The organism is Niveispirillum sp. SYP-B3756 (genome assembly GCF_009495745.1).
GTDB lineage: Bacteria > Pseudomonadota > Alphaproteobacteria > Azospirillales > Azospirillaceae > Niveispirillum.
In genome coordinates this window covers 1-23,579 of the sequence record NZ_WIDQ01000017.1, presented here as the reverse complement: position 1 = coordinate 23,579, position 23,579 = coordinate 1, and the positions used below count along the sequence as shown (strand labels likewise).

Genomic DNA, 23,579 nt, shown 5'->3' with positions numbered 1-23,579 from the left:
TTACGCCTCCAACCGCCCCAACCCGCTGTCGCGCAGCACCCCGGCCAGGATTTCATAAGACCGGATGCGAGCCTGATGGTCGTAAATCTGGGCGGCGACGATGACCTCATCCGGTCGGGTCAGGGCCAGCAGGCCCGTCAGCCGGTCGCGCACCGTTTCCGGCCCGCCCACCGCGCCAAAGCCCAGGGCACGGCGGATGCCTGCCAGCTCATGCGGGGCCATGCCGGCTTCCACATTGGCGTCGGGTGGGGGCAGCAGGCCGGGGTTGCCCCGGCGCAGGGCCAGGAACTGCTGCTGGATGGAGGTGAACAGCAGCCGGGCCGTTTCATCATCATCGGCGGCATAAACATTCAAGCCCACCATGGCATAGGGCTTGGCCAGCCGGGCCGAGGGGCGGAAGCGTGACCGGTACAGTTCCAGCGCCTCCACCACATAATCCGGCGCGAAATGGGAGGCGAAACCATAGGGCAGCCCGAGTTCCGCCGCCAGTTCCGCCCCGAACAGGGACGATCCCAGAATCCAGACCGGAATGTCCATCCCTTCCCCCGGCACGGCGCGCACCCGCGCCAGCGCATCCACCGGGCCGAAATATCCCAACAGTTCCACCACATCGCGCGGGAAACTGTCACCCGACCCGGCCAGGGTGCGGCGCAGGGCGGCCGCCGTCGCCCCATCGGTGCCCGGGGCGCGGCCCAGCCCCAGATCGATCCGGTCGGGGAACAGCGCTTCCAGCGTGCCAAACTGTTCAGCCACCTGCAGCGGTGCATGGTTGGGCAGCATGATGCCGCCTGCGCCCACGCGGATACGGCTGGTGGCGGCGGCGACATGGCCAATCACCACAGCGGTGGCGGCACTGGCGATGCCGGGCATGGCGTGATGCTCCGCCAGCCAATAGCGCCGGTACCCCAGCGCCTCGGCATGGCGGGCCAGATCGGCGCTGTTGCGCAGCGCCTGGGCGATATCGGCCCCGCGCGGCACGGGCGACAGGTCCAGCACGGAAAAGGGGATGGCATTCATGGCGGCGGTGTTCCGACTCAGCAAGAGCCTTTCAGCATAGGTCCGGTTGCCTGCTCCGGATGTGATGGGGAACACGGGCTTAAACGGGGATAGTTTCACGGCAGCCCTTATACGAAATTTTACGTCAGAGGAAATAAAATAAGGTTTTCTCTTCTTATCATTGCCGGAATGTATGTTTATTTTGGTAATATAGATTTTGTTTACGCTAACAATTCATCTTAACCTATTCGAATGTATATGTAACCTGTTTCGTTCATGACTAATTTTCTAAGATGTTTAGATTGGTGGCAGGTCAATTCACTTCTCCCTAAGGTGTCACCATGGATCTCTCGCGGTTCAGTATTGCTGCCCGCATTCTCGGCGTCATCGTCCTGCTGGGACTGCTGACAATATTCGTGTCGATCTTTGCCAGCCAGCGCCTGATGAAGGTGAACGATGCGTATAGCGATCTGCTGTCCAGCGACGTGTCGGCCACGGTTGAACTAGCCCGCGCCAACCGGGCCATCGCCGCCGTCGGTCGTCAGACCTACAAGCTCATTGCGCAGACAGATGCCACCCGGATGCAGGCGGCAGTCGAGAATGTCGGTCGCAACCGCGACGCCGTGCTGGCCGCCTATGATAGTGTCTCCAAATCAGTGCCTGAACATGCCCAGGACATTACCCAGTTGCGGAGCCGGTTTGAAAATCTGATGCAGGATTACGATCAGATTAAGCCCCTGGCACTGGCCAACAGAAATGAAGAGGCCCTGGCCATTCTGAATGAGAAGTTCGATCCGAAGCTGGACGACTTGCGCGATGACAATGTCAAGCTGACCGACATGGTTCGCAAGAACATGGATGATATTTCCGATGATCTCACCGCCGACTCCGTTTTTTCCCGCAACCTTATCCTGTCGCTTTCCGGCCTGGGCCTGGTTCTGTTCGGTGGTCTGGCCTTCTACATTGCCCGCTTCACCATCGCTGGCCCGATTGGTCAGTTGACAGCGGCGGTGGCAGAGGTGGCAGGCGGCAACTTGGTTGTCACCGTTCCCGGCCTGAACCGGGGGGACGAGATTGGTAAGCTGGCTGCGGGTCTGGAAACCTTTAAGGCGAATGCCGTTCGTGCCCAGGAACTGGAAGAAGAGGCCAAGCGGGCCGAGCTGCGAGCGGCAGAGGAGCGCCGCAGCGCCATGATGACCCTGGCCGATAATTTCGAATCCAGCGTGATGGGCGTCGTCTCTCTGGTGGCCTCTGCCGCCACCGAACTGAACGCCAATGCCCAGTCGCTGGCTGCCGGGGCTGAACAGGCCCGTAGCCAGACCAACATCGTCTCTGCCGCCACCGAACAGACCTCCGCCAATGTGCAGACGGTTGCCGCCTCAGCCGAAGAAATGACCAGCTCCATCGGGGAGATCACCCGCCAGGTCGGCACCTCGGCCAGCATCGCCCGGACGGCGGCCGAACGGGCCCAGGGCACCAACCAGACCATCCAGAACCTGGCTACGGAGGCCGATGCCATCGGGGCCGTGGTGAAGCTGATTGCCGAGATTGCCAGCCAGACCAACCTGCTGGCCCTGAATGCCACGATCGAGGCGGCGCGCGCCGGCGATGCCGGCAAGGGTTTCGCCGTGGTGGCCTCGGAAGTGAAGAGCCTGGCCAGCCAGACGGCCAAGGCGACGGAGGATATCTCGGCCCGTATCAACAGCATCCAGCAGGCCACCAACAATGCCGTGACCGCGACGCTGGAAATCACCCGCACCATCGCGGAAATCAACCAGATTGCCACCGCCATCGCGGCAGCGGTGGAAGAACAGGATGCGGCGACCCGCGAGATTGCCCGCAATGTGCAGCAGGCCGCCGTGGGTACCCAGGAAATCGCCAACAACATCACCGGCGTGCAGCAGACATCGCACGAAACCAGCCAGTCGGCCGGCAGCGTGCTGGGTGCTGCTGGCAGCCTGTCACGCGAAGCAGAAACCCTGCGGGCGCAGGTGGTGAACTTCATCCAGCGCGTTCGCGCCGCCTGATCACAAGATCGCCCCCTTTCCTGTCGGGAAGGGGGCAACAATCTGCTCCGGCCCGGCCGGCATTGGGTGGCACCCCCAATGCCGGCCGGGCTTTATTTATAGGGTGGCCAGCGGGGCATCCGGGCCCACCGGCGTATCGCCGGGTGTCAGCTGCATCTGTTTGAGCATTATCAATATCAGATCGGCCGTCTGCTGCGCATTCATCTGCACATGCGGCTGCTGTTTCAGCTGATCCACCGCCGTCACGCAGGCCACCAGCAGGGGGCGCATCTCCGCCAGCCCTTGCTGTCGTCGGGTCCGTTCCGCCAGCAGGGCGCCCTGTGCCTGTGACAGGGCGACAATCAGGCGCGCATTCTCCGTCTGCAGATAGGACAGCACAGCTCTGGCATCCCCATTTTCGGGGATACCAGCCACATCCGGGGGGGCAACAGTTTCCACCAGCATCGGCCCCTGGCCGGTCAACAGCCATTGCACATTGCCGCCCAGTTCCGCCAGCCGCAGCAAGGTCTCCCCATTCGGCAGTTCCCCCTTCTCGTAACGCTGCCAGCTGTTGCGCGTCACCCCAACCCGACTAGCCATATCTGTTTGGCTAAGGCACCATTTTTCGCGCAATGAACGGAAACGATTGGAGACGGTCATATCGTTCCCCTCCCCGGCGCCACATGGCGATGAGATATTTTATTTATGTAGTAAAATCCGTCATATAAGCCATTTTTTCCGGAAGGACCGGGGGGGGGATTTTGGAAAATTCCAGTTTTGGATAGTCCAATTTTCGATGCTTTTTGGAAATTTTTATGGTTGAAATCGAATAATTTTTGATGCATCTCTAGCTTCGTCAGCATTTCTGGACATTTCCCCATGGAACCCTGAAGACGCAAAAACCTCTCCGCCGTCCTAATGCAGGGGCCGCTGGCCACGTGTTTAGGTCCGCTTTCTGTCGGGCAGCATTGATGTATGCTGCCCAGCATTAAATGGGGATGCCTCCCTTTCCTTTGGAAGGTGGGAAGGGCGGTTGTACTGCTTTTCAACTCCATTCGGCTGGCAGGGGCTCAAGAAGGGCTGTGCCGGCCCCCTTTGAGCTGAAAAGATAGCACAGCGCCCACGAAAGAATTGCCTGCTGCTTTATCAGTCACGGCCCATGGCGCCGGCGATACAGGGGGCGGCGGCTCTTCATGACTGCACACGTCGCCAGAGCATGGGGTGTCCTACCTGTTCAGCTATGGATAGGGGCCCCACAATGTCGACCGGCATAGGACAAACGGGTTAATGGATCAGTCTATCTATAACTTTAATTATTGGAACTACCACACTATTTCTATTTTTCGGTTCGGAACATAGAATAGGCTAATTCGGTAGGGTTTAACTGATGTTTGTTTTCCAAACAAGAAACAAGCCCAGTTTAACGCGCATCTTGCTTAAGGAGCGGGGCGATGAAACTCTCAGACTTCAGCATTTCCGTCAGGATACTTTCGATCATCGCGCTTTTGGGCGTGCTGGTATTGGCGATCTGTATCTTTGCCAACATGCGGTTGATTCAGGCAGATGCTGAATATTCCGGTCTGACCCGTGAGGAGGCATCGGCAGCTGTCGAACTGGCGCGCGGCAACCGGGAGGTGACCGGGCTGGGGCGGCAGGTTTACCGCATGATGGCCCGCACTGATGCCGATGCCATCAAACAGATCGCGGACCGGGCGGAACAGAACATCACCAACCAGCGCGAAGCCTTTCGCCGCACCCGGGAGGTGGCACCGCAATTCACCGCCCAGATCAGCAAGCTGGAGGGGGAATTTGATCAGGTGGTGGAGACATATCGCGCCATCGCCCCCTTGCTGCTGGCCGATAAGGATGCAGAGGCATTGCCCCTGATCATCAGCCAGTTCGACCCCCAGCTTGATACGCTGCGTGACAACAGCCGGCAGGTGGCGGATGGCATCCGGGATGCCATGTTTGCCCAATCTAAGCGGTTGTCAGGCATGGCGGTGGATACGCGCAACCTTGTCTATGGCGTGACTTTGGTCGGGCTGTTGCTCTGCGGCGGCATCGCGCTCTATATCGCCCGCTTCACCATTTCCGGCCCCATCGGCAAGCTGACGGATGCCATGACCGGGGTGGCCGGCGGCAACCTGACCATCACCGTGCCTGGCCTGGGCCGGGGGGATGAGATTGGCCGGCTGGCGGCGGCGCTGGAAACCTTCAAGGCCAATGCCATCCGCACGCGGGAACTGGAGGCGGAGGCCCAGCGGGCCGAAGAACGGGCGGCGGAAGAACGCCGCCGCACCATGTTGCAGATGGCCGATAATTTCGAATCCAGTGTGATGGGGGTGGTGTCGCTGGTGGCCTCTGCCGCGACCGAGCTGAACGCCAATGCCCAATCGCTGGCCGCCGGGGCCGAGCAGGCCCGCAGCCAGACCAGCATCGTCTCTGCCGCCACCGAACAGACCTCCGCCAATGTGCAGACAGTTGCCGCCTCGGCAGAAGAGATGACCAGCTCCATCGGGGAGATCACCCGCCAGGTCGGCACCTCGGCCAGCATCGCCCGGACGGCCGCCGAACGGGCCCAGGGCACCAACCAGACCATCCAGAACCTGGCTACGGAGGCCGATGCCATCGGCGCCGTGGTGAAGCTGATTGCCGAGATTGCCAGCCAGACCAACCTGCTGGCCCTGAATGCCACGATTGAGGCGGCGCGCGCCGGCGATGCCGGCAAGGGTTTCGCCGTGGTGGCCTCGGAAGTGAAGAGCCTGGCCAGCCAGACGGCCAAGGCGACGGAGGATATCTCCGCCCGTATCAACAGCATCCAGCAGGCCACCAACAGCGCCGTCAGTGCCACCCTGGAAATCACCCGCACCATCGCGGAGATCAACGAGATCGCCACCACCATCGCGGCGGCGGTGGAAGAACAGGATGCGGCGACCCGCGAGATTGCCCGCAATGTGCAGCAGGCTGCCGTGGGCACCCAGGAAATCAGCAGCAATATCAGCGGGGTTCAAGAAACCGCGCAGAGCACCAGCCAGTCGGCCGGCAATGTGCTGGATGCCGCCGGCACCTTGTCGCGGGAAGCGGAAACGCTGCGGCGTGAAGTGGATGGCTTCATCCAGCGCATCCGCGCTGGATAAGCGTTGCCGGCTGGAAAAGGGTAGCACTGCCGGTGGTTGACGCTTCCGGCCCTTTTCCAGCACCCTTGCCGGCACAAACCGTCGGACAGGGATAAAAAAAATGCTGCATCGCCGTGATTTTCTGGCCGCTGGTGGCGCTGTCGCCGCCAGCGCCTGCCTTGCCGCCCTACCGCTGGCCGTCCTGGCCCAGGCCGCACCCGGTTCGGCGGACAAGGATCTTTATGATTTCTTCCAGACCAGCTTTGAACGCGACGTCGCTGCCAGCCCGCTGCGGGCGCTGCAGCTGGGCCGCAAGACCGGCTATGACCAGCTGGATGATATCAGCGCCGCCCGGCGCGCCGCCGATCATGAACGCGACGTGGCCGATCTGGCCGCACTGGCCCGGCTGACCACGCCCGACCTGTCGCCCCAGGCACGGCTCTATGCGCGGCTGCTGCGCTTGCGGTTGGAACAGGCGCGTGCCGATTACCCCTGGCGCCACCATGATTATGCCCTGACGCTGGTCAGCGGGCCGCATACCAACCTGCCCGTGCAACTGATCAACCAGCATAAGGTGGAGAGCGTGGCCGATTTCCAGGCCTATCTCAGCCGGTTGAGCCAGTTCCCCCGCTATTTCGGGCAGGTGGAGGAACGGTTGCGGCTGGCCGATCAGGCGGGCGTGCTGCCGCCGCGCTATTTCTTCCCCGACCTGATCAGCGCCTGCCGTAACCAGATTGACGGGCGTCCCTTCGAACCCTCGTCCCCGGTGGATGCCCCGCTTTATGCCGACCTGAAGGCCAAGCTGGCCAAACTGCCGGATGGCGAACGCCCGGCCCTGCTGGCCGCAGCAGAGGCAGCACTGACCGGATCGGTGGCGCCCGCCTATCAATCGCTGATCAAATGGCTGCAGGGGGCGGCCCCGCGCGCCAACCCGGATCATGGTGTCTGGCGCCTGCCGGATGGCCAAGCCTATTACGCCGCCTGTCTGAAACGCTGGACATCGCTACCGCTCACCGCCGAGGCGGTGCACCGCATCGGGCTGGCGGAGGTGGCCCGCGTGCAGGGCGAAATCCGCGCCATCATGGCCAATGTCGGCTTCCAGGGTGATCTGACGGCCTTTTTCACCTATACCCGCGAGGATGACCGTTTCTATTTTCCCGATACGGCAGAGGGCAAGGCCGCCTATCTGAAACAGGCGCAGGCCTATACAGACTTCATCCGCGCCCGGCTGGATGGCTGGTTCGGCCTGCAGCCCAAGGCCCCGATGGAGGTGCGGGCGGTGGAGCCGTTCCGGGAGAAGTCAGCCCCCAGCGCCTTCTATAATGGCCCGTCGCCCGATGGCAAACGGCCCGGCATCTTCTATGCCAACCTGTCCAACATGCGGGCCCGGCCGATCTTCGGGCTGGAGACGCTGACCTATCACGAGGGCATTCCCGGCCACCATATGCAGGTCGCCATTTCCCAGGAGCTGGAGGGCGTGCCGGATTTTCAGAAATTCGGCGGCGGCTATTCCGCCTATGGCGAGGGCTGGGCGCTTTATACCGAGCAACTGGCCAAGGAGATGGGCGGATTCCAAGACCCCTACAGCGATTATGGGCGGCTGGTGGCGGAGCTGTGGCGTGCCGTGCGGCTGGTGGTGGATACCGGCATCCATGCCAAGAAATGGGATCGCCAGCAGGCCATCGATTATTTCACGGGAAACACCCCGATGGATGTGGACGGGGCCACGCGGGAAATTGACCGCTATATCGGCTGGCCGGGACAGGCCACCACCTACAAGATCGGCATGATGAAGATTCTGGAGCTGCGACAGGCGGCGAAGCAGCGGATGGGCAGCCGGTTCAATATCAAGGGCTTCCACGATATTGTGCTGCGCCATGGCCGGCTGCCGCTGGATGTGCTGGCCGAGCAGGTTGAGTCTTGGGTCAAGGCTTGAGTGAGTAAATCGGCTTCAGGTGGCCTGATATGCGCTATTTTATTGAGTCTTGCCTCATCTTTCCGGGAAAGGCGTCACCCTTTCCCGGAAAAAATCATGTAACCGGCGGGTAAATCCGGCCCGCCGCCCCCATATCGGCGCTTAACCTGTTATGGAAGGACCAACAAACGGAGCCGATGCGCCATGGCCGAACCTGCCGCTCCCGTAACGCTGCCGCCCGATGATGGCAATGCCGCCCTGGTGGCGGAACTGCGCCATTATCGCTGGGTGGCCGGCGGCTGTCTGGCCATGGCGGCGGCGGGCTGGGGGGTGAGCCATGCCGGCCTGCTGTCGCCCGGCGTGGCGGCGGGCCTGCGGGCGGTGGCGGAGGCGGGGATGGTCGGCGGGCTGGCCGACTGGTTCGCCGTCACCGCCCTGTTCCGCCGGCCGCTGGGCCTGCCCATCCCGCATACGGCCCTGGTGCCGCGCAACCGCGACCGCATCGCCGACGGCATCGCCACCTATATTGACCGGGAATTTCTGGAACCCACCATGCTGGTGGAACAGGTGCGCCGCATGGACCCGGCTGCCCGCATCGGCCGCCTGCTGGATGATCCGCAGACCCGCGAACGGCTGACGGCCCTGCTGATCGGTGCCCTGCCGGGGCTGCTGCGCCCGGACCATGAGGCGGCGGTGCGCAACACGCTGCTGACGGCCATGGCGCGCGGTATGGAACTGGCCGACCTGCGGCCGGTGCTGGCCCAGGCCCTGCGTGCCCTGCTGCGCAGCGACAATCTGGAACCGCTGCTGACCGAACTGGCCGACCGGCTGATTGATTTTGTTCATACAAGGCGCGGCTGGCTGGAGGAGGTGGTGGCCGGGCGCACCCGCTGGTGGATGCCATCATCGGTGGATAAATCCCTGGCCAACACCATGACAGAGGCACTGCTGGGCCATCTTTATGATCTGCGCAGCCCGCACAGCCCGGCCGGGCAGGATCTGCGCCGCTGGCTGGAGGCCTTGCCGGCGGAGATCGAGCAGGGCAGCCCCTTGGCCGACCGGTTGATCGCCGCCGCCCGCCGCCTGCTGGGGCCGGACAGTATCGGGCCGCTGATCGGCGATCTGCTGGGCGGGCTGCGGCAAGCCATTCTCAGTGACATGGCCCGCGATGATGGCCGCATCCGCGAACTGGTCCAGGGTTTTGTCGGCTCGCTGGGCCAGCAGCTGGCGGACCCGACGATACGCGGGCGCGTCAACCATAGTGTCGAACAGGCCTTCCAGGCAGCCATTCCCCGCTGGCGGCGGGGCATTCACCGTTTCATCACCGGCACGCTGAAGGCGCAGGATGTGGGGGAATTTACCCGCCGGCTGGAAACCCGTGTCGGGCGTGACCTGCAATTCATCCGCATCAACGGCACCATTTTGGGGGCCATGATCGGCGGTGTGCTGTTCGCCCTGAATGGCTGGCTGGGGTGAGGGGCTGGGGCCGCGTCAGAAATCCAGATCGGCGTAATGTTTGGGTGGGGGCATCCCGGGCAGATGGTCACTCAGCAGCGCGCGGAAGGTAGGCCGGCTTTTGATACGGGCGTAATAGTCCTTGGCGTCTGGATGATCGTCCCAAGGCACGTCGCCCAGATAATCCAGCGAGGAGAGCTGGGTTGCCGCTGCGATATCCGCCATGGAGAAGGCGTCGCCGGCCAGCCAGGTTCGCCGTTCCGTCAGCCAGCCGATATAATCCAGATGGTAATGGATATTGGCATGGCCGGCGCGGATGGACTGGGCGTGCGGTGTGCCCTGACCGGAAAAGCGTTTGATCAGCTTTTCCCCCACCAGCAGGTCCGTCACCTCGCGGGTGAATTTCACGTCGAACCAGGCGACCAGACGGCGCACCTCCGCCCGTGTCAACACGTCGCGGCCCAGCAGCGGGACGGAGGGATAGGCGTCTTCCAGATATTCGGTGATGGCGGCCTGATCGGCGACGATGGCGCCATCTTCCTCCACCAGCACCGGCACCTCGCCGGCGGGGTTCAGGGCCAGGAATTCCTCCCGCCGCTCCCAGGGCTTCTCCAGCGCCAGCGCGAAATCCAGGCGCTTTTCCGCCAATGCCAGCCGGATCTTGCGGGCAAAGGGGGAAATCGGGTGGTGGAAAAGTGTCCGCATCCGTGAAAACGCTCCGCTACCGCCGGAACTGGCCCGGCGGATCATACAAAGCTGTGCCACAGGCCAGCCGGCGCTGACAAGGCAAAGCTACCCTTCTACCCCATCGGCAGTGCCCCGGCCGGGACCGGCGGTCGCATGGACAGCGCGGGTAAAGAATGCGATATGCTAACCGCAGGGTGGAGAAGCGGCACCCGCTATTCGGGATAGATGGTGATGACGGGCAAGGTGGTGGTGCGGCAAGTCCAGCCGGTGGATCGTGCTGACTGGCAAGTTTTGTGGGCGAACTATTGCGCTTTTTACAAGACTGACGTGCCGGCCAGCACCTCCGATCTGCTATGGGGCCGCCTGGGCGATCCCAACAGCCCTGTCAAGGGGCTGGTGGCCATCGATGCCGCCGGGGAGATTGTCGGCATCTGCCATTATGTGCTGCACCCCCATACCTGGTCGCCGGATCTGCTCTGTTACCTGGAAGACCTCTACACACGGCAGGATCGGCGCGGGGCCGGGGTCGGCCGGGCCCTGATCGACCATCTCTGCGATCTGGCAGCAGCTGGCGGCTGGCGCCGTGTCTATTGGCACACGGAGGAGGGGAACAGCACCGCCCGCCGGCTTTATGACAAGGTGACCGGCGGCCGTGACCGTTTCGTGCGCTATTGCGTCACGCCTGCGGACCGATGATGGCGTGTCTGGTTTATTGCCGCCGCCTGCTGCCGCTGCTGCTTTGCCTGTTGACCCTGCTGCCCGGTGCAATGGAAGCGCGGGCCGGTACCCCTGCCGGCATCTTGCGGATCGGGTTGGAGGCGCTTCCCGACACGGCCGATCCACATCGCATTTTCACCCTGACCAGCCGCACCCTTTCCGCCCATATTTTCGAAGCGTTGACGGTACTGGACCCGGAAGACCGGCCGCTGCCAGCCCTGGCGACGGGGTGGGAAAAACTGTCGGACACGCTCTGGCGCTTCCGTCTGCGCCATGATGTGACATTCCATCGTGGCGGCCGTTTCGATGCCTGGGATGTTGCCTACAGTTTCTGCCGGCTCAGCACCATTGGCACCGCGCGGGTGCCGCTGGTGGGGCGGGTCCGTGAGGTGGAGGTGGAGGCGGCGGACAGCCTGCTGCTGCAGCTGTCCCTGCCGGACCCGGCGCTGGCGGAAAATCTGTCAACCATCTTCATCCTGGATGCCCCGACCGGGTGGGCCGGTCATTACCGTGACAGCAGCTGTGATCAGCCGGTGACCGATAAGGCAGGCATGGTCGATGATCTCACCATCGCCAATGGCACCGGTCCCTATATCCTCACCTCCTTCAGTCCGGGTAGGCGGGCGACCTTGCGCCGTTTCGACGGCTATTGGGGTAGAAAGCCGGATTGGCAGCAGGTGGAACTGCTGCGGATGGATGATCCAACCGACCGTAACCGGGCGCTGCTGTCGGGTGAGGTTGATCTGGTCAATGCGGTGATGCCGCAAAGTCTGGCCCATTTCGCCGACCGGTCCGATATCAAGCTGGTCCATGGGCCGTTGCAGCGCAGCTGGCTGCTGCTGCTGAACCAGCGGCCGGGTGCCTTCCCGGATGCCAAGGCCAACCCGCTGGCCGATGTTCGGGTGCGCCGCGCGATCATGCTGGCGATCGACCGGCCGATGCTGGCGGAACGGTTGATGATGCCCGGCGCGGAGCCAGCCTGGCAGTTGGTTCCGTCCGGGCATAGCGACTTTCAGCACGATTTGCCCCGGCTGGATATCGACTTGCCGGCCGCGCAGACCCTGATGCGTCAGGCCGGGTTGCAGGCCGGCCTGTCCATAACCTTGGATGTACCGGAAATGGCGGAAAAGCTGGGCCAGGTGCTGGCCCGGTCGCTTTCCCAGTTGGGTATCCGCACCGACATCCGGGTCAATAATCTGACCGCCAATCATGATCGGGCGCAGTCGGGGGCGTTTCAGCTTCTGCTGGTGTCCGTCAATATGTTGTCGACCGACTATACCGGCTTGATGCGGTCCCTGCTGGGCTCTGTCCGTCTGGGGGCCGGCTATGCCATGCTGAATTATGGTGGCTATGATAGTGCGGTCATGGATGGGTTGGTGACCGATGCCATGAAACTGGCTGATGATGACCCGGCCCTGGCAGAAATCTATCACCGGGTCTCCATTTTGGAGCAGGCCGATGTGCCGCTGATTCCGCTGGTCCATACCGGGCGTGTATGGGCAATGCGCGCCAGCCTGGATTTTCCCCACCGGCGTGATGGGCTGACACTGGCCACGGATGTGCGGCCGACAGGGAATTGAACCCGCAGGCCGCCGAACCCTATCTGGTAGAGAGTATCGTTATTGTCTATCTGCACGTAAAAGACGTATCCTATCGGGGGCCCTGCAGGGGGGCGTTGTCGGCAGCAGAGGATACGCAGCCGTGGCGGATTTCACGATTTCAGCACCGGTTCCCTCAGACGAAGCTGGCTGGCGGCAGAACTGGGCCCTTTATCTGACCCGTTATGATGTTGAGGTGGCACCGGCGACGACGGATATGGTCTGGCGCCGGCTGCTGGACCCGCTCTCCCCGACCAAGGGGCTGATTGCCCGCGATGCGAATGGCCGGGGCATTGGGTTTTGCCACACCATCCAGCATGAAATCACCTGGACCATCGAACCCGTGCTGTACCTGGAGGATATGTTCGTGGCACCCGAGGCCCGCCGCCAGGGTGTGGCGCGGGCGCTGTTGCTGCGGTTGATTCAGCATGTGCGGGAAATGGGGCTCAGCCGGCTTTACTGGATGACCCGCATCAACAACGAGCCGGCCCGCGCCCTTTATGACCAGCTGACCGGGGGACCGGACGCCCTGGTCCGCTATACGCTGCGTCTGGACCGGCAGCGCGGTACCCTGGCCACAGCGGCCATCGATGTCGGCTGACGATATCGGTTGAAAAGGGCCGCACCCTGCTATGGTCCATGGTAAGTTGGGACGTTTCCCAGTGGACGTCCCGCCCTGTTTCCGACCGGCCCTTTCCGCTTATCCATTCCGCACTACACTCTCAGCCGGTTTTCTCCTTGGGTGCTGCGGGGTTTGGCCGCTCCACGGTCTGAACGGTGGATGATGAACGATAAACGGGAATTGCTGCGGTCCTTGCGGATCGAACCGGACCAGCGCCGCGATGAAGCATCGGCACCACCCCGCCGCCGCCCGCTGACGCTGGTTTCCGTGCTGCTGTTGCTGCTGGTGGGCGGGGGTGCCTATATGCTGGGCCGGGCCTCTGCGCCGGAGCCGGCGGCCCCTCTGGCCAGCCGGCCATCGTCCCCCACCACTGGTGCTCCGGCGTCCGCCCCATCCGCACCGGTGGTAACCCGCGCCTCCGGACTGATCGCCTCGGGCTATGTGGTGGCCCGGCGGACGGCCACGGTTTCGGCGGAAATCACCGGCCGGGTGCAGGATGTGCTGGTGGATGACGGCATGGTGGTGCGCCAGGGGCAGGAGGTGGCGCGCCTGGATGACCGGCTGGCCCGCATCGATTTGGATCTGGCCAAGGCACGGGTGGCCTCTGCCGCCGCGCAGATTGATGCCTTGAACGCCGATCTGAAAGATGCCGAACGCATTGTCCAGCGAACCTCCTCCCTTTCCCGTGCCGCTAACGCCTCAGAGGCGGACCTGACACGGTCCCAGGCTCGGGCGGAAACCCTGCGGGCACAGATCCGGGGTGCCAAGGCCGATCTGGAGGTGGTGCGCATCTCTGTTGATCGTCAGGCGGAAACGCTGGACCGCCATATTATCCGCGCGCCCTTTGACGGGGTGGTGATCGACAAGAATGCCCAGCCGGGGGAAATCATCTCGCCTATGTCCTCGGGCGGCTTCACCCGTACCGGCGTCTGTACCCTGGTGGATATGAACAGCCTGGAGGTGGAGGTGGATGTGAACGAGGCCAATATCGGCCGCGTCCGTCCCGGCCAGCCGGTGGAAGCCGTGCTGGACGCCTATCCCGACTGGAAGATCAAGGCCAGCGTCATCGCCATCATTCCCACCGCCAACCGCGACAAGGCCACCATCAAGGTGCGGATCGGGCTGGCGGAGAAAGATCCGCGCGTGCTGCCCGAAATGGGGGCGAAGGTGACATTTATCGAAAGCTGACGCCGCCCATGCGGGCGGGCCGGGGACGAATTTGGGGTTGGGGGAGAAGTTCATGGGCGCATTGATCGACATCCGGCGGGCCTCCAAGCGCTTCGTCAAGGGCCGCGAGACCATCACCATTTTCGACAAGCTGGATCTGGTGATCAATGAAGGCGATTTCGTTGCCATCATGGGCCCCAGCGGATCGGGCAAGACCACCTTGCTGAACCTGCTGGGCGGCATCGACCGGGCGACGGAGGGGGAGATCAGCTTTGGCGGCGTCCGGCTGGACCAGTTGACCGAAGGCAAGCTTTCCGGCTGGCGGGCGGCCAATGTCGGTTTCATCTTCCAGTTCTACAATCTGATGCCGATGTTGAACGCGGCCCGCAATGTGGAACTGCCCCTGCTGTTGACCCGGCTGGGCAAGGGCGACCGGGCCCGCCGGGTGCAGGCGGCCCTGGAAATTGTTGGCCTGGGTGACCGAGCCAAACATTTCCCGCGCGAAATGTCTGGCGGGCAGCAGCAGCGCGTGGCCATCGCCCGCGCCATCGTCGCCGACCCGAAGATGCTGCTCTGCGATGAGCCGACGGGCGACCTGGACCGCAAGACGGCCGATGAAATCCTCTCCATGCTGCAATTGCTGAACCGGGAGATGGGCAAGACCATCATCATGGTGACGCATGATCCGGAAGCGGCCCGCTATGCCAGCCGGGTGCTGCATCTGGACAAGGGCCGCTTCATTGAGCAGGGGGCCATGGCATGAACGATTTTTCCATCGTGCTGGCCAACCTGTTCCGGGCCAAGCTGCGCACCAGTTTGATGCTGGTGGCCATCTTCTTCGCCTTCCTGATCTTCGGTGTGCTGGCCGGGGTGCAGAATGGCTGGGACAATATTGGCAATAGCGGGGCCGACAACCGGCTGGTCACCACCAACAAGATCAATTTCACCCAGCCGCTGCCCATTTCCTATATTGACCGCATCCGCGCGGTGGAGGGGGTGGAGAAGGTCACCTATGCCAACTGGTTCGGCGGCTTCTATCAGGAACCGCGCAATGTGCTGGTGACCTTTGCGGTGGAGCCGGAAACCTATCTCGACATCTATCGCAGCGATTTTGCCCTGACACCGGCGGCAGAGGCCGCCTTTCTGGCCGACCGCACCGCCATGGTGGCCGGGGCCACGCTGGCGGAAAAGAATGGCTGGAAGGTGGGGGACAAGATCCCGCTGAATTCCAACATCTTCACCAACAAATCCACCGGCAAGCGCGTCTGGGACTTCACCCTGGTCGGGTTGCTGGAACCGGCGAAGGAAGAGGCGAACCCGAATTTCGTGCTGTTCCACCATAAATACTTCAATGAATCGGTGACCTTCGGGCAGAACACGGCCGGCTATGCGCTGCTGCGCACGGTGGATAAATCGGTCAATGCGGCGGTGGCGGAAAAGATTGATGCCATGTTCGCCAATTCCCCGGCCGAAACCGCCACCGATACCGAAAAGGCCTTCAACAAGGCCTTTGCCAGCCAGTTGGGCAATATCACCCTGATCATATTGCTGGTGGTGGGCTCGGCCTTCTTCACCATCCTGATGATCGTCGGCAACACCATGGTGATGGCGGTACGCGAACGCACGCGGGAAATCGGGGTGATGAAGACGCTGGGCTTCCGCGATGGGCGCATCTTCCGGCTGGTACTGGGCGAATCGCTGTTGCTGGCCCTGTTGGGCGGATTGCCGGCGCTGGGGCTGGCAGCCGTGATGCTGGGGATGATCCGCCAGCTTGTCGCCCTGCCGGGGCTGGAACTTTCTCCGCCCTATCTGGCGCTGGGCCTTCTGTTCATGCTGGCGCTGGGCCTGATCACCGGGCTGATCCCGGCCTGGAAGGCCCTGCGGCTCAATATCGTCACCGCGCTTGGCCGGCAATAGGGGGAAGGGGCGGATGCGAATCCTCAATCAGATCATCGCCGTTTGCACCATCAACCTGAAAAGCCTGCCGCAACGCTTCTGGTTGTCGCTCTCCACCGTGATGGCGGTGGCGCTGGTGGTGGGGGTGCTGCTGGCCTTTCTGGCCATGGCCGCCGGTTTCCAGCAGACGCTGAACGGCACCGGCTCGGCCAATGTCGCCCTGCTGCTGCGCGACGGCTCGCAGCAGGAAGTGAACAGCACCATCACCCTGGAACAGACCCGCCTGATTGCGGAGGCCCCGGGCCTTGTGCGCAAGCCGGATGGCAGCGCCCTGATGTCGGCGGAGCTTTATGTCATTGTCGATGCGGTGAAGCGCGCCAGCGGGATGAAATCCAACATCCCCCTGCGTGGGGTGGGGCAGGATGCGCCGGCCCTGCGCGATGGTTTCACTCTGGTGGCGGGCCGGATGCTGCAGCCCGGCAGCAATGAAATCATTGTTGGCCAGGCCTTGACCAAGGAATTTGCCGGCTTCGATCTGGGCCAGGAACCCCGTATCGGTGGCGTCACCTGGAAGGTGGTGGGCGTCTTCGCCATGCAGGGATCGGTCTTCGAATCGGAACTATGGGCCGATCTGCCGGTGGTGCAGGGCCTGTTCCGTCGGGGTTCCATCACCCAGACGGTGCGGCTGCGCCTGACCGGGGCGGACGCGCTGGCCGGGCTGCAGCGCTATAGCGACGATGAACCCCGATTGAAGCTGAAGGCCTTCTCGGAAAAGGAATATTTCGCGGGCCAGTCATCGGGCACGGTGAAGCTGATCCAATATGCCGGCTGGCCGCTTTCCATCGCCATGGCTGTGGGGGCCCTGGCCGGTGCGCTCAACACCATGTATAGCTCGGTCGCCTCGCGCTCGCGGGAGATTGCCACCTTGCGCTGCCTGGGCTTTGGCGGGTTTCCGGCCTTTGTCGGCACCCTGGTGGAGAGCCTGGCGCTTTCCCTGATCGGCGGGCTGCTGGGTACGCTGGTGGTCTGGCTGCTGTTCGATGGTTTCACCACCTCCACCCTGGGCCAGGGCTTCACCCAGATTGTTTTCAGCCTGTCACTGACCCCGGCCCTGATGGTGCAGGGGGTGGTGCTGGCGCTGGCGGTGGGGTTGATCGGCGGCTTCTTCCCCGCCCTGCGCGCGGCCCGCCTGCCCATCGTTGCGGCTTACGCCCAAGGGTAGGGGAGGGGGGCCGGCTTGCCCCCTCAGAACCGTTCCGACAGCCAGATGGCGGCGCGTGCGCCGGCCTTGATCAGGCCGGACAGCACGGGATAGCCGGCCGCCAGCTCCGCCTCATGCGCCAGCCCGATATCGCGGTGCTCCAGCTCCTCGGCGCGGAACTGTTCGATGGTCTGCTTCAGCGGGGCCTGATCCGGCCCCAACTCCTCGGCCTGGGCGGCATAATGCTGGTCGATCACGGTTTCCACCGCCACGGTGCAGGCCATGGCTGCCCGTTCCCCCAGCAGGGCCGTTCCGGCCCCCAGCACCCAGCCGGCCACATGCCAGAAGGGCTGCAAGCCGGTCGGTCGCACCTGCTGTTCGGCGATCAGCCGGTCGAAGGTCTGCTTATGCACCTGCTCCTGTTCCGTCATATGGCGGATCAGGTCGCCCTTCGGCCCTTTGCCCAGCACGGCCAACTGGCCCTGATAGATGCGCACCGCGCCATATTCCCCGGCATGGTCCACCCGGATGATGCGGTCCAGCGTGGGGGCCGGGTCGCCGGGCAGCCGGCGGGGGCGGGTGCTTGTCACCGCCGTTGCCGTCCCTTGCCCCAGCGGGCGCGGCGTCAACAGGGATGCGGCCGGTACATGCGTTGGCTTTTGCTGCGGATCGCTCATCATGCCCCCTTCTGCGCGCCGGCGGCGATAAAGGCGAACAGGGCCAGCGCCCCACTGAAGATGGCGTTGAAACCGGCGATGGAAATGCCGAACAGCGACCAGGGGATTTGGTCGCAGCGGGTGACGGGGGCGGTCAGGATGGCGGCGCGCAAATCCTCCAACCCGCCGCTGCCGCCCATCGGGGCGGTGCAGGCGGTGAAGCCCTGCCACCAATGCTGTTCCACCCCGGCATGGAACAGGGCCACCCCGGCCCCGCAGAGCAAGGCTGTGCCGCCGAGATTCAACACCAGCCGCCGCGCCCGTGCCGGCGTGCCCGGCACCAGGCCCGGCAGCAACAGGGCGATGGCGGCGAAATAGGCCCATCGCTGCCACCAGCACATCTCGCACGGGGCCAGCCCGCCCAGATATTGTGAGCCGAAGGCAATGGTCAGGGCCGTCATGCTGGCGGCGATCAGCCCCAGCATCGGCAGGTGGCGGTGGCCCAGCAGGCCGGTGGCGGTGGCGGTGGAGTCATTCTGCATCATATTATTTATATAGCTGGCGGAACCGCTTCCCGAAAAGACTTCCCTTGCGGTGGGATCGGTGGCGGATGGCCGCATATTGAAGGAGATGAGCGCCAGCATGAAGCGATGCAAAAGGCGGTGACCGAAGACTCAGATTGAAGGTCGATTTTTATCTTTCGGTTTCAAATCACTTCGGCTACAAGGGTTGCCGCGCGGGCGTGGTGGAACTGGTAGACGCGCCGGACTCAAAATCCGGTTCCGAAAGGAGTGTCGGTTCGATTCCGACCGCCCGCACCATCTTATACCCGGAGCCATGGAACATGGCTCTTGGAGGTCGGCGACTGCTGGCCCATGGGTGTTTTCACCCCGCATTCCCTTATACCAATTTCCCTCAGGCGTCGGGCGCCCGCATCCGCGGGCTTGGCTTGACGCCGCTACCAAGCGGCGGACCGGCGGTCGCCGGCCTCCAAGCCGCCTAAAGGTCAACCTTTAGGCGGCTTGGTATTACAAGGCTTGCCCCGCTCCCCCCAACGATGTCACGCTGACAAACTGCCCCTGACCGGAGCCGTTTTGCGGTGATCGACAAGCTGGAATTCTTCATCGCGCTGGCCCGCGAACAGCATTTCGGCAAGGCGGCAGAGGTGTGCGGCATCACTCAGCCCACCCTGTCCGCCGGCATTAAGCAATTGGAAGACACGCTGGGCGTGCTGCTGGTCAATCGCGGTGCCCGCTTCATGGGGCTGACGCCGGAGGGTGACCGCGTGCTGGATTGGGCGCGGCGCATCGTCAGCGATACCCGCGCCATGCGGCAGGAGGTTCATGCCCTGCGCCATGGTCTGATGGGGCATTTGCGGCTGGCCGCCATCCCCACGGCGCTGGCCATGGTGTCCGCCCTGACCACGCCTTACCGGGAACGCCATCCGGGGGTGCATTTCTCCATCCTGTCGCGCACCTCGCAGGAGGTGCTGGGCATGTTGGAGAATCTGGAGATCGATGCCGGCCTGACCTATCTGGATAATGAACCGCTGGGCCGGGTGCGTTCCATCCCGCTTTACCGCGAACATTACCGCCTGCTCACCTCCCGCGACAGCCCGCTGGGCGACCGTGATCAGGTCACCTGGGCGGAGGTGGGGCATATCCCGCTCTGCCTGCTGACGCCGGACATGCAAAACCGCCGCATCATCGACCGATTGCTGCTGGGCGCCGGGGCCCGCCCGGCACCGACGCTGGAAAGCAATTCGATGATCGTGCTGTTTTCCCATGTGCGCACCGGCAAATGGGCCAGCGTGATGCCGGAGGTGCTGGCCAGCACTCTGGGCCTGACCGACCCGATTCGCGCTATCCCCATTGTGGAGCCGGATGCCGTGCACACGATCGGGCTGGTCGTGCCCAACCGGGAACCGATGACGCCGCTGACCGCCGCCCTGGTGACGGAGGCCCGGCGCTTTGCCCGCAGCCATGTGGAAGGCGGCGGTACTTTTTAAGGGGTGGCCTCCCCTTAATCATGCGGCGGCCCCAACCGGCCCAGCAGCCGCGACCCGGCATCATCCCCCAGCACATCGGCCAGGGAATAGCGTTCCAGCACCGCGAAGAACGCATCCAGCGCCAGATCCAGCGGCCCTGGCAGGCGGCAGGCCCCCGCCAGTTTGCATTCCGCACAGCCCACCAGATCAATCTGGCCTTCGGTATGGCGGATCAGCTTGCCGATATTGATCTCCCCGGCCGGCATTCCCAGCCGGATGCCGCCGCTGCGCCCGCGCGATGACAGGATATAGCCATGGGCGGCCAGATCACTCACCACCTTCATCAGGTGGTTCTGCGAAATCTCATAGGCGCTGGCGATCTCCCCGATGGAACAGAGCCGGTCGGGATGGGCCGCCAGAAACAGCATGACGCGCACGGCGTAATCGGAAAATCGGGTCAGGCGCACGGCCGCTCCTAAACATGCATCTATATTGCATCTTATACCGCTCCCTGATATATAGCATCCCAGATGCATGATTTGGAATGTGGATGAAGCGGGCGGTCATGATTGGCGCGCCACCAGCCCGCCGCGATCCGCCCTGATCGGGCATTTCTGCTTTTCCTGGCTTCATTCATTCCCTCGGCCTTGCGCCGGCGGGAACGGGCTTTTTGCGCCCGTAATCCAAGGATGACCCCCATGCTCACCCCCGAACAGACCGTCATTATCAAGGCCACCGTCCCGCTGCTGGAAAGCGGCGGGGAGGCGCTGACCACGCATTTCTATAAGATCATGCTGGCTGAACATCCGGCGGTGCGGCCGCTGTTCAACCAGGCGCATCAGGCCAGCGGCACCCAGCCGCGCGCCCTGGCCAATGCGGTGCTGCAATATGCCCGGCATATCGACAATCTGGGCGCGCTGGGCGCGTTGCCGGCCCAGATCATCCAGAAACATGTGGCGCTGCAGATCCAGGCCGAACATTACCCGATCGTCGGTTCCTGCCTGCTGCGCGCCATCCGGGAGGTGCTGGGGGCAGAGATTGCCACCGACGCGGTGATTGATGCCTGGGCGGCGGCCTATGGACAATTGGCCGATCTGCTGATTGGCGCGGAGGCCGGCGAATATGACAAGCTGGCCCAGGCGGCCGGCGGCTGGCGCGGGGCGCGGCCCTTCCGCATCGCCCGTAAGCAGCCGGAAAGTGCCGAGATCACCTCCTTTTACCTGGAGCCGGTGGATGGCGGCCCGGTGCTGGCCCACCAGCCGGGCCAATATCTCGGCCTGCGGCTGGTGATTGATGGGCAGGAGGTGCGGCGCAATTACTCCCTGTCCCAGGCGGCCACTGGGCGTGACCTGCGCATCAGCGTGAAGCGTGAAGCGGGCGGGCTCGTCTCCACCCATCTGCATCAGGTGCTGGGGGTGGGGGATGTGCTGGATGTCTTCCCGCCGGCCGGGGCCTTCACCTTGCAGCCGGGAAGCGATCCGCTGGTGCTGATCAGCGGTGGTGTCGGCATCACTCCTACCCTGGCCATGGCAGAGGCGGCGCTGGCAGCCGGTGGGCGGGATGTGTTGTTCATCCATTATGCCCGCAATCCGGCCGTTCAGGCCTTCGGTCCCTTGCTGGCCACCTGGGCGCGGGACCATGGCCGTTTCACCGCCCATCTGGTGCATGAGGAAGGGGGCAACCCCGGTGCCCCGGCTGGCCGGCCGACCCTGGAGCAGTTGTGCAACTGGGTGCCGGCAACGGCGGATGCCTATTTCCTGGGGCCGAAACCCTTCATGGCCCTGGTGAACAAGGCTTTGGCCACGATTGGCGTGCCGGCGGAGCGCCGCCATTTCGAGTTCTTCGGCCCCGCCGAAGCGTTGGGTTGAGCGGTGAGGGGCCTCACGGCTTGATCTTCGCCCCCAGGCGCAACAGCTCGGCCAGGGTGCGGGCGGTGCGGCGGATATTGGCCGCCGCACCGTCCAAGGCACTTTCCAGGCTGCAGGGGCCGGGCACACAACTGACCATGGCGCCGATGCCGGCTTCCCGCAGCCGCTCGGCCCCATCCCCCAGGCTGCCGGCGATGGCGATCACCGGCTTGCCCTGTGCCACCGCCAGCCGGGCCACGCCCACGGGCACCTTGCCATGCAGGCTTTGCCCGTCCAGCCTTCCCTCGCCGGTGATGACCAGATCGGCCCAGGCGATCCGGTCCGGCAGGCCGATGGCCTGGCTGATAATATCCACCCCTGGCCGCAGTGTCGCGCCCAGGAAGGCGTGCAGCCCCGCACCCAGCCCGCCGGCGGCCCCACCGCCGGGCAAATTCGCCACATCCAGCCTCATCTGCCGCCGGAGAATCTCGGCCAGATGGGACAGCGCCTTATCCAGCCGCCGCACCATGGCGGCATCCGCCCCTTTCTGCGGTGCGAAAATGGCCGATGCCCCTTGTGGCCCGATCAACGGATTATCCACATCGCAGGCCACCTCTACCCGGCACGCCTGCAGCCGTGCATCCAGCCCCGCCATATCAATCCGTACCAGTCGCGCCAGCGCACCGCCGCCAAACGGCAAATCCCTGTCATCGGCATCCAGCAGCCTGATCCCCAGTGCCTGCGCCAGACCGGCGCCCCCATCATTGGTGGCGCTGCCGCCGATCCCGATGATCAGGTGCCGGGCTCCCTGGTCCAGTGCATCGCGGATCATCTGGCCGACGCCAAAGCTGGTGGTCTGGGAAGGATCGCGCCGGGCCGGTGGCACCAGCGCCAAGCCGGCGGCGGCAGCCATTTCGACGATGGCCGTCTGGCCGCTCAGCCCATAACAGGCCATGACCGGTTCCCCCAGTGGGCCGGTGACACTGATCTGGCGGATCTGCCCATCCATGGCCGCCACCATGGCTGCCACTGTCCCTTCACCCCCATCGGCCATGGGGGCGATCCGGCAGTCGGCGCTGGGAAGGGCATCGCGGATGCCGGCCGCGATCTGCTCCGCCACGGCCTGTGCGGCCAGGCTTTCCTTGAAGGAATCCGGGGCAATCAGGATTTTCATTGAGGGGTTCCTTCTTGATGGGGGCTTCACCTTCTTATATCACCGACAGCGCCGCGGCAGCTTTCCGCTTCCCGCCGCGTCGCTCGATGCAGGAAAATACGGGCAGCAATGCTGCTGCATTTTTCCTCAAAAAACCTATTGCATCTGATTTTGTGTACGCCTATACAGCGCCTCCCACGACGTCGGGCCGGTTGGTTTGGCAGTTGTGAGGTTGGGTGGTGGTGGTTTTGGCCAGTATCATCCATGGTTCTTTGAAGGCTTCGGCCTTCGGACAAGTGGAATGATCTATCGTGCTGTTGGGTGAGGTGTTCGCCAGACTTTGTTCTGGTGGGTATTTTGCTTGATGGTCCGTTGGCCGGATTGGTTCTGTACTTTTTGTAGCGCTTGGGCGCTGCGGAGAAAAAAGTTCAGAACGGTGAAAAAAACGGTTGACGGGTTGGTTGGAGGTGTTTAGAAAGCGCTCCACCAACGACGGCGGCGCCGCTGCCGACGATGGATTTGCAGTCTCTGAGCTGATGGCTTTTGGACTGCGTGGCATG

At 63.5% G+C, this 23,579-nt stretch carries 21 protein-coding genes and 1 tRNA gene; 15 read left to right on the top strand and 7 right to left on the bottom strand.

All coding sequences use genetic code 11. From position 1 onward, the window contains the following. Positions 1-1,017, bottom strand: coding sequence for an LLM class flavin-dependent oxidoreductase (locus GE253_RS21755; RefSeq protein ID WP_153206244.1), 1,017 nt, complete (start codon positions 1,015-1,017; stop codon positions 1-3). Positions 1,018-1,337: 320 nt separating this feature from the next. On the opposite strand from GE253_RS21755, the gene GE253_RS21750 reads away from it, so the two are divergent. Further along, positions 1,338-3,023, top strand: coding sequence for a methyl-accepting chemotaxis protein (locus tag GE253_RS21750; protein WP_153206243.1), 1,686 nt, complete (start codon positions 1,338-1,340; stop codon positions 3,021-3,023). A gap of 96 nt (positions 3,024-3,119) precedes the next feature. Here GE253_RS21750 and GE253_RS21745 read toward each other — a convergent pair whose 3' ends face one another. Then, on the bottom strand, positions 3,120-3,662 hold the full coding sequence (locus tag GE253_RS21745) for a helix-turn-helix transcriptional regulator (RefSeq protein ID WP_153206242.1): 543 nt from the start codon (positions 3,660-3,662) through the stop codon (positions 3,120-3,122). A 791-nt stretch (positions 3,663-4,453) separates the two neighbouring features. Here GE253_RS21745 and GE253_RS21740 point away from each other — a divergent pair. The 3 genes from GE253_RS21740 (at position 4,454) to GE253_RS21730 (ending at position 9,509) form a co-directional block, all read left to right on the top strand. Beyond that, positions 4,454-6,139: a HAMP domain-containing methyl-accepting chemotaxis protein gene (locus GE253_RS21740; protein ID WP_153206241.1), complete on the top strand. Its 1,686-nt coding sequence runs from the start codon at positions 4,454-4,456 to the stop codon at positions 6,137-6,139. A gap of 100 nt (positions 6,140-6,239) precedes the next feature. Continuing rightward, on the top strand, positions 6,240-8,054 hold the full coding sequence (locus GE253_RS21735) for a DUF885 domain-containing protein (RefSeq protein ID WP_153206240.1): 1,815 nt from the start codon (positions 6,240-6,242) through the stop codon (positions 8,052-8,054). Between the two features lie 183 nt (positions 8,055-8,237). Further along, on the top strand, positions 8,238-9,509 hold the full coding sequence (locus GE253_RS21730) for a DUF445 domain-containing protein (RefSeq protein WP_153206239.1): 1,272 nt from the start codon (positions 8,238-8,240) through the stop codon (positions 9,507-9,509). 15 nt (positions 9,510-9,524) lie between these two features. On the opposite strand, the gene GE253_RS21725 is transcribed toward GE253_RS21730, so the two are convergent. Next, the gene (locus GE253_RS21725) at positions 9,525-10,193 is read right to left on the bottom strand and encodes a glutathione S-transferase family protein (protein WP_153206238.1); all 669 of its coding nucleotides are present in this window, start codon (positions 10,191-10,193) and stop codon (positions 9,525-9,527) included. A 213-nt stretch (positions 10,194-10,406) separates the two neighbouring features. Here GE253_RS21725 and GE253_RS21720 point away from each other — a divergent pair, with 213 nt between their 5' ends. The 7 genes from GE253_RS21720 (at position 10,407) to GE253_RS21690 (ending at position 17,397) form a co-directional block, all read left to right on the top strand. Then, positions 10,407-10,871: a GNAT family N-acetyltransferase gene (locus GE253_RS21720; protein WP_153206237.1), complete on the top strand. Its 465-nt coding sequence runs from the start codon at positions 10,407-10,409 to the stop codon at positions 10,869-10,871. Beyond that, positions 10,868-12,472 (top strand): ABC transporter substrate-binding protein, encoded by a 1,605-nt coding sequence (locus GE253_RS21715; protein ID WP_153206236.1) that lies wholly within the window; start codon positions 10,868-10,870, stop codon positions 12,470-12,472. Before GE253_RS21720 ends, GE253_RS21715 begins: the two co-directional genes overlap by 4 nt. A gap of 121 nt (positions 12,473-12,593) precedes the next feature. Then, positions 12,594-13,091, top strand: a complete 498-nt coding sequence (locus GE253_RS26355) for a GNAT family N-acetyltransferase (protein WP_348770928.1) — start codon at positions 12,594-12,596, stop codon at positions 13,089-13,091. Between the two features lie 180 nt (positions 13,092-13,271). Beyond that, positions 13,272-14,300 carry an efflux RND transporter periplasmic adaptor subunit gene (locus tag GE253_RS21705; RefSeq protein WP_211101545.1) on the top strand — a complete coding sequence of 343 codons (1,029 nt, stop codon included), beginning with the start codon at positions 13,272-13,274 and terminating at the stop codon, positions 14,298-14,300. A gap of 52 nt (positions 14,301-14,352) precedes the next feature. Beyond that, a complete protein-coding gene (locus GE253_RS21700; RefSeq protein WP_153206234.1) occupies positions 14,353-15,042 on the top strand; it encodes an ABC transporter ATP-binding protein in 690 nt (229 codons plus the stop codon). After that, positions 15,039-16,196 carry an FtsX-like permease family protein gene (locus GE253_RS21695; RefSeq protein WP_153206233.1) on the top strand — a complete coding sequence of 386 codons (1,158 nt, stop codon included), beginning with the start codon at positions 15,039-15,041 and terminating at the stop codon, positions 16,194-16,196. Before GE253_RS21700 ends, GE253_RS21695 begins: the two co-directional genes overlap by 4 nt. 13 nt (positions 16,197-16,209) lie before the next feature. After that, positions 16,210-17,397 (top strand): ABC transporter permease, encoded by a 1,188-nt coding sequence (locus GE253_RS21690; RefSeq protein WP_153206232.1) that lies wholly within the window; start codon positions 16,210-16,212, stop codon positions 17,395-17,397. 23 nt (positions 17,398-17,420) lie between these two features. On the opposite strand, the gene GE253_RS21685 is transcribed toward GE253_RS21690, so the two are convergent. Together GE253_RS21685 and GE253_RS21680 are read right to left on the bottom strand one after the other, a co-directional pair. Continuing rightward, positions 17,421-18,056 (bottom strand): demethoxyubiquinone hydroxylase family protein, encoded by a 636-nt coding sequence (locus tag GE253_RS21685; RefSeq protein WP_247878804.1) that lies wholly within the window; start codon positions 18,054-18,056, stop codon positions 17,421-17,423. Beyond that, positions 18,053-18,577 (bottom strand): disulfide bond formation protein B, encoded by a 525-nt coding sequence (locus GE253_RS21680; protein ID WP_211101544.1) that lies wholly within the window; start codon positions 18,575-18,577, stop codon positions 18,053-18,055. The genes GE253_RS21685 and GE253_RS21680 overlap by 4 nt, the downstream gene beginning before the upstream one ends. 191 nt (positions 18,578-18,768) lie before the next feature. Between GE253_RS21680 and GE253_RS21675 the strand changes: the two genes are divergently transcribed. Together GE253_RS21675 and GE253_RS21670 are read left to right on the top strand one after the other, a co-directional pair. After that, positions 18,769-18,853, top strand: a tRNA-Leu gene (locus GE253_RS21675). 278 nt (positions 18,854-19,131) lie between these two features. Beyond that, positions 19,132-20,040: a LysR family transcriptional regulator gene (locus tag GE253_RS21670; RefSeq protein ID WP_348770927.1), complete on the top strand. Its 909-nt coding sequence runs from the start codon at positions 19,132-19,134 to the stop codon at positions 20,038-20,040. Between the two features lie 14 nt (positions 20,041-20,054). Here the strand turns inward: GE253_RS21670 and GE253_RS21665 are convergent, their stop codons facing one another. Continuing rightward, positions 20,055-20,486, bottom strand: a complete 432-nt coding sequence (locus GE253_RS21665) for an Rrf2 family transcriptional regulator (protein ID WP_348770926.1) — start codon at positions 20,484-20,486, stop codon at positions 20,055-20,057. 231 nt (positions 20,487-20,717) lie between these two features. Between GE253_RS21665 and hmpA the strand changes: the two genes are divergently transcribed. Then, the gene (gene hmpA, locus GE253_RS21660) at positions 20,718-21,887 is read left to right on the top strand and encodes an NO-inducible flavohemoprotein (protein WP_153206230.1); all 1,170 of its coding nucleotides are present in this window, start codon (positions 20,718-20,720) and stop codon (positions 21,885-21,887) included. A gap of 13 nt (positions 21,888-21,900) precedes the next feature. On the opposite strand, the gene GE253_RS21655 is transcribed toward hmpA, so the two are convergent. Next, positions 21,901-23,040, bottom strand: coding sequence for a glycerate kinase (locus tag GE253_RS21655; protein WP_153206229.1), 1,140 nt, complete (start codon positions 23,038-23,040; stop codon positions 21,901-21,903). A 14-nt stretch (positions 23,041-23,054) separates the two neighbouring features. Here GE253_RS21655 and GE253_RS21650 point away from each other — a divergent pair, with 14 nt between their 5' ends. Beyond that, on the top strand, positions 23,055-23,249 hold the full coding sequence (locus tag GE253_RS21650; RefSeq protein WP_153206228.1) for a hypothetical protein: 195 nt from the start codon (positions 23,055-23,057) through the stop codon (positions 23,247-23,249). Positions 23,250-23,579 lie beyond the last annotated feature (330 nt).

Bases quoted from the DNA above. Each gene is read 5' to 3' on its own strand.
- GE253_RS21735 (WP_153206240.1), top strand. From the start codon at position 6,240: ATGCTGCATCGCCGTGATTTTCTGGCCGCTGGTGGCGCTGTCGCCGCC.
- GE253_RS21745 (WP_153206242.1), bottom strand. From the start codon at position 3,662: ATGACCGTCTCCAATCGTTTCCGTTCATTGCGCGAAAAATGGTGCCTT.
- GE253_RS21695 (WP_153206233.1), top strand. From the start codon at position 15,039: ATGAACGATTTTTCCATCGTGCTGGCCAACCTGTTCCGGGCCAAGCTG.
- GE253_RS21725 (WP_153206238.1), bottom strand. From the start codon at position 10,193: ATGCGGACACTTTTCCACCACCCGATTTCCCCCTTTGCCCGCAAGATC.
- GE253_RS21655 (WP_153206229.1), bottom strand. From the start codon at position 23,040: ATGAAAATCCTGATTGCCCCGGATTCCTTCAAGGAAAGCCTGGCCGCA.
- GE253_RS21685 (WP_247878804.1), bottom strand. From the start codon at position 18,056: ATGATGAGCGATCCGCAGCAAAAGCCAACGCATGTACCGGCCGCATCC.
- GE253_RS21700 (WP_153206234.1), top strand. From the start codon at position 14,353: ATGGGCGCATTGATCGACATCCGGCGGGCCTCCAAGCGCTTCGTCAAG.
- hmpA (WP_153206230.1), top strand. From the start codon at position 20,718: ATGCTCACCCCCGAACAGACCGTCATTATCAAGGCCACCGTCCCGCTG.
- GE253_RS21690 (WP_153206232.1), top strand. From the start codon at position 16,210: ATGCGAATCCTCAATCAGATCATCGCCGTTTGCACCATCAACCTGAAA.
- GE253_RS21740 (WP_153206241.1), top strand. From the start codon at position 4,454: ATGAAACTCTCAGACTTCAGCATTTCCGTCAGGATACTTTCGATCATC.
- GE253_RS21705 (WP_211101545.1), top strand. From the start codon at position 13,272: ATGATGAACGATAAACGGGAATTGCTGCGGTCCTTGCGGATCGAACCG.
- GE253_RS21715 (WP_153206236.1), top strand. From the start codon at position 10,868: ATGATGGCGTGTCTGGTTTATTGCCGCCGCCTGCTGCCGCTGCTGCTT.
- GE253_RS21750 (WP_153206243.1), top strand. From the start codon at position 1,338: ATGGATCTCTCGCGGTTCAGTATTGCTGCCCGCATTCTCGGCGTCATC.
- GE253_RS21755 (WP_153206244.1), bottom strand. From the start codon at position 1,017: ATGAATGCCATCCCCTTTTCCGTGCTGGACCTGTCGCCCGTGCCGCGC.
- GE253_RS21680 (WP_211101544.1), bottom strand. From the start codon at position 18,577: ATGATGCAGAATGACTCCACCGCCACCGCCACCGGCCTGCTGGGCCAC.
- GE253_RS21720 (WP_153206237.1), top strand. From the start codon at position 10,407: ATGACGGGCAAGGTGGTGGTGCGGCAAGTCCAGCCGGTGGATCGTGCT.
- GE253_RS21730 (WP_153206239.1), top strand. From the start codon at position 8,238: ATGGCCGAACCTGCCGCTCCCGTAACGCTGCCGCCCGATGATGGCAAT.